Source organism: Fischerella sp., from assembly GCF_013388695.1.
Lineage (GTDB): Bacteria > Cyanobacteriota > Cyanobacteriia > Cyanobacteriales > Nostocaceae > PCC9605.
In genome coordinates, this window is record NZ_JACAEU010000071.1 from 1 (window position 1) to 3,568 (window position 3,568).

At 44.6% G+C, this 3,568-nt stretch carries 4 protein-coding genes; 2 read left to right on the plus strand and 2 right to left on the minus strand.

What is annotated here, in order from left to right; genetic code table 11:
* Positions 1–116 precede the first annotated feature (116 nt).
* Positions 117–623, minus strand: coding sequence for a transposase (locus HXY43_RS09690; RefSeq protein WP_290882745.1), 507 nt, complete (start codon positions 621–623; stop codon positions 117–119).
* A gap of 106 nt (positions 624–729) precedes the next feature.
* Here HXY43_RS09690 and HXY43_RS09695 point away from each other — a divergent pair, with 106 nt between their 5' ends.
* Positions 730–1,593 (plus strand): lysophospholipid acyltransferase family protein, encoded by an 864-nt coding sequence (locus HXY43_RS09695; protein ID WP_290882747.1) that lies wholly within the window; start codon positions 730–732, stop codon positions 1,591–1,593.
* A 71-nt stretch (positions 1,594–1,664) separates the two neighbouring features.
* Positions 1,665–1,910, plus strand: coding sequence for a hypothetical protein (locus tag HXY43_RS09700; protein ID WP_290882750.1), 246 nt, complete (start codon positions 1,665–1,667; stop codon positions 1,908–1,910).
* A 203-nt stretch (positions 1,911–2,113) separates the two neighbouring features.
* Here the strand turns inward: HXY43_RS09700 and HXY43_RS09705 are convergent, their stop codons facing one another.
* Positions 2,114–3,325: a murein hydrolase activator EnvC gene (locus HXY43_RS09705; RefSeq protein WP_290882752.1), complete on the minus strand. Its 1,212-nt coding sequence runs from the start codon at positions 3,323–3,325 to the stop codon at positions 2,114–2,116.
* Positions 3,326–3,568: the final 243 nt, after the last annotated feature.

Here is a 3,568-nt window from a genome sequence, read left to right on the forward strand (position 1 = left end):
AGTTTGCCGGAAAGAACATCTCCCCGGCAACTTCTCTCCACCCCACAAGAGATTTGTTGTTCTTGTGGGGTGGGCGTCTCGCCCGCCCTATTTTTACTTTATTTATGTCTATCTACTTATAAGTTTCTTCCCAATTGCAAAAATGCCGGGTGCCATTGGGTGATACCATCATTACTCAGGCGGTCATGAGTACCGTAGTTGCTGAATTCATAGAAAAAACCCTGGTGCATCCCGGCAGCTTTGGGGTTAGCGTGGATATATCGTAAAGTATTTAAAGCTCGGCGTTTATCTGTATTGGCAAAACCCGTACTGTGATATTGCTTTTCCCAAAAATGCCCTGTTCGGTTGAGCATTCGGTTAAAGCACATAGCAGTATACCAATTCAGCCAGTGCATGATTTTGGGTAAATCCTCTGGCTGTTTTGGTTCCAGAAGGTAATGAACATGATTACTCATGATGCACAGGGCGTAGAGTTTAAACCCATACTTTTGCTGTGCTTTTTTGATGGCATAAAGGAACACTTCACGACATTCTAACCGCGTCAGGCGAAATTCTCGGTTATTGCAACGGATGGTAATGTGATAGGAAAAACCTAGTTGAAAATTGCGATGAGGGCGAGGCATTATCGGACTTTCCGGGTTTAGTAACTCCATTCGTGACAAACTAAGATGGCATTACTTTTGTCAATTGGTAATTATCTTTAAGAAGGGAGATTAACTAAAGCGCGAAATGCCAACATACACCTATAAACAACAGCCACTAAAAACAAAATCAGGATGGTCTCTGGAAAAACGAGATCCACAATTTATCAAATTTGTGATGCCTATTTGGGAGTGGTTGTATAAATATTATTTTCGAGTGCAGACAAGTGGTTGGGAGCATATCCCAGCCAACAAAAAAGTTTTATTTGTTGGTTCACACAATGGGGGATTTGCTGCTCCCGATATGCATATGATGATGTACGACTGGTTCCGACGATTTGGTGTGGAACGGCCAGTCTATGGCTTGATGCATCCTACAGTTTGGCAGGCATGTCCGCCACTAGCAGAAGCAGCTATGAAAGTAGGAGCCATCGTTGCACATCCAAAAATGGCGATCGCTGCTTTGCGTTCTGGAGCCAGTGTACTTGTCTATCCTGGTGGCGTGGAAGATGTATTTCGACCTCATAGTCTGCGTAACAAAATTTACTTTGCTGAACGCCAGGGTTTTATCAAGCTGGCATTACGAGAACATGTGCCGATAGTGCCTGTCATTTCCAGTGGTGCTCACGATACGCTGATTGTGCTGGCTGAGTGCTACGGAATTGTGCAGCAACTCCATCAATGGGGGATGCCTTGGCTATTTGGTATCGATCCAGAAGTATTCCCCATTTATTTAGGACTACCTTGGGGAATTGCATTCGGCCCTTTGCCTAACATTCCTTTACCAGTGCCTGTTTACACCCGGGTTTGTCCGCCAATAGTATTTGAACGCTACGGTCGAGAAGCAGGGCGCGATCGCGATTATGTCAATGCTTGTTATGAGCTTGTCCGCACTCAGATGCAGAAAGAGTTGGATAATTTAGTCAAACTGAGGATGCAAAGCCAGAATTGAACGACCAATTAACAATGCGTGATAATTAGCTCAAGCAACAATCTGGAAAAATAAAGGAGCGAGAAGATCGCATGGTGTCATCTTCATTGACCTACTACCATGCTGGCAATTCCAAGCCGCCTCAATCAAATGCCCATACACAAGAACGCTATCCCAAAGCACTGGTGATCGCCGCGATCGTTACTAGCGTTATTCTATGGGCATCGGCATTCCCTGCTAGAAGTGCCTACAACAGTCTCCCTGTTTGGCGGCACTATCGTCTTGTGTGGTGTACTGCTTGTCAATCGACGTACTACGCAGTCTGCAATCTAATTTAACCGTGGAACGAGGCAATATCTTGACTAATGATTTGAATTCTTGCTATAAAATAACCCACCAGAGAAACACTAAGTACAACATTACACAAATTCGTAACGAATTAAATTTAGAAAGACTCTGCGCCCCTCCGCGCCTACTCTGCGTTCCTCTGCGTTTAAAAAAGCTACTCTTTTACGCAAATCTGTACTAAATGCAAGTACTATTAAAAATAATTCATCGGATCTACAGGTGTACCATTTTTCCGCACTTCAAAATGGAGATGGGGGCCAGTAGATAAACCTGTGGAACCAACTGCGGCGATCGCTTGTCCGCGCTTTACCGTTTGTCCTTCAGAAACATACAATTCACTGCTATGTCCGTAGAGGGTAGTAATGCCATCGCCGTGATCGATAATTACTGCTCTACCATAACCGCCATACCAGCCAGCAAAAATGACTGTTCCGGAGTCTGCTGCTCGAATTGTACTGCCGTAGCTAGCGGCAAAATCTTGACCGGCATGAAAGCGGCGATAACCAAGAACAGGATGCATTCGCCAACCAAAGGGACTGCTGGTAGGTGCATCGGTAGGATATGCCAGCATACCTGTACCGCGAACAATAATATTGTTACGGCTGTTTGTCTTAGCTGCTGCTTCTCTAGCCCTGGCTTCGGCAACTTTTTTTTGAATTAAAGTTGCGATTGTCTGGGAATCTTTCTCTAATTGAGTTTGTGCTGCTTCTAATGCGAGGCGATCGCTATTGAGGCGCACAATTAATTCCTCCTGAAAGTCTGTTTGCGTTTGATAATCGGCTTTTTGTGCCAGTAATTGCTGCCTAATCAAGGCTATTTCATTCTTTTGTTGTTCTACTTCTATTCTTTGTATATTGATCTGATTTGCTTGTGTTGTCAGTTTGACTAAGATTTGCTGGTCTGCCTGATAAACTAACTTCAGATAACGACGGTGGCTGATAAAGTCACTCAGATTTTGACTTTGTAGCAAAACTGCCCATCCCTGATTCACTGGAGAGCGTTGTAGAAAGCGCAGGCGGGCAATTGTTGCTGCTTGTCGTTCTTGATAAGAAACTTCTGCTGCTGCTAAATCGGCTTGTAGCTGTTGCAAGCGTTCTGTTGCTAGCTTTAGGCGTAACTCGCTGTCTTTAATTTGAGTGTCAGTGGTTTTTAAGTTTTGCTGCAAACCGTTGAGTCGTTCTTGCGCTGCTTGTTGCAAATTGATGAGGCGATCGCGTTCTTGTTTGACATTCTGATGCAGTTTGTCAATTTGTTGCTGCTGCTGTCGCAAACTTTTAATTGCATCGGGTGTTGCTGTCGGCGCTGCATCAGCTGGTAATGCTGGCAGAAACATCAACCGTATGCACAAAATTATCCAAAATGCAAGACTTAAAATACTCTTTTTTTCTACAAATAGCGCTCTCATGTTGTTAGGTAGAACAAGCGCGATCGCTCAAAACACCATGAGTAGTTTTCCCAAAATCTGGTTAACTTATCTCAATCTCTGGGGAATTGGGAATTTACCTTGTGCTTTGCTACAGGGCTTGACACTACCCCTGTCAAGGTGTGAGTCTTGGAAATGGATTTTTCTTGGTGTCTTTGTGTCTTGGTGAGTCCAGCCCCCGTCTTGGCTTCTGCCGAGATGGGGGACTGGCGAACCCGGAGGGTG

Coding starts and splice junctions, on each gene's coding strand:
- HXY43_RS09690 (WP_290882745.1), bottom strand. CDS start 623: ATGCCTCGCCCTCATCGCAATTTTCAACTAGGTTTTTCCTATCACATT.
- HXY43_RS09695 (WP_290882747.1), top strand. CDS start 730: ATGCCAACATACACCTATAAACAACAGCCACTAAAAACAAAATCAGGA.
- HXY43_RS09700 (WP_290882750.1), top strand. CDS start 1,665: ATGGTGTCATCTTCATTGACCTACTACCATGCTGGCAATTCCAAGCCG.
- HXY43_RS09705 (WP_290882752.1), bottom strand. CDS start 3,325: ATGAGAGCGCTATTTGTAGAAAAAAAGAGTATTTTAAGTCTTGCATTT.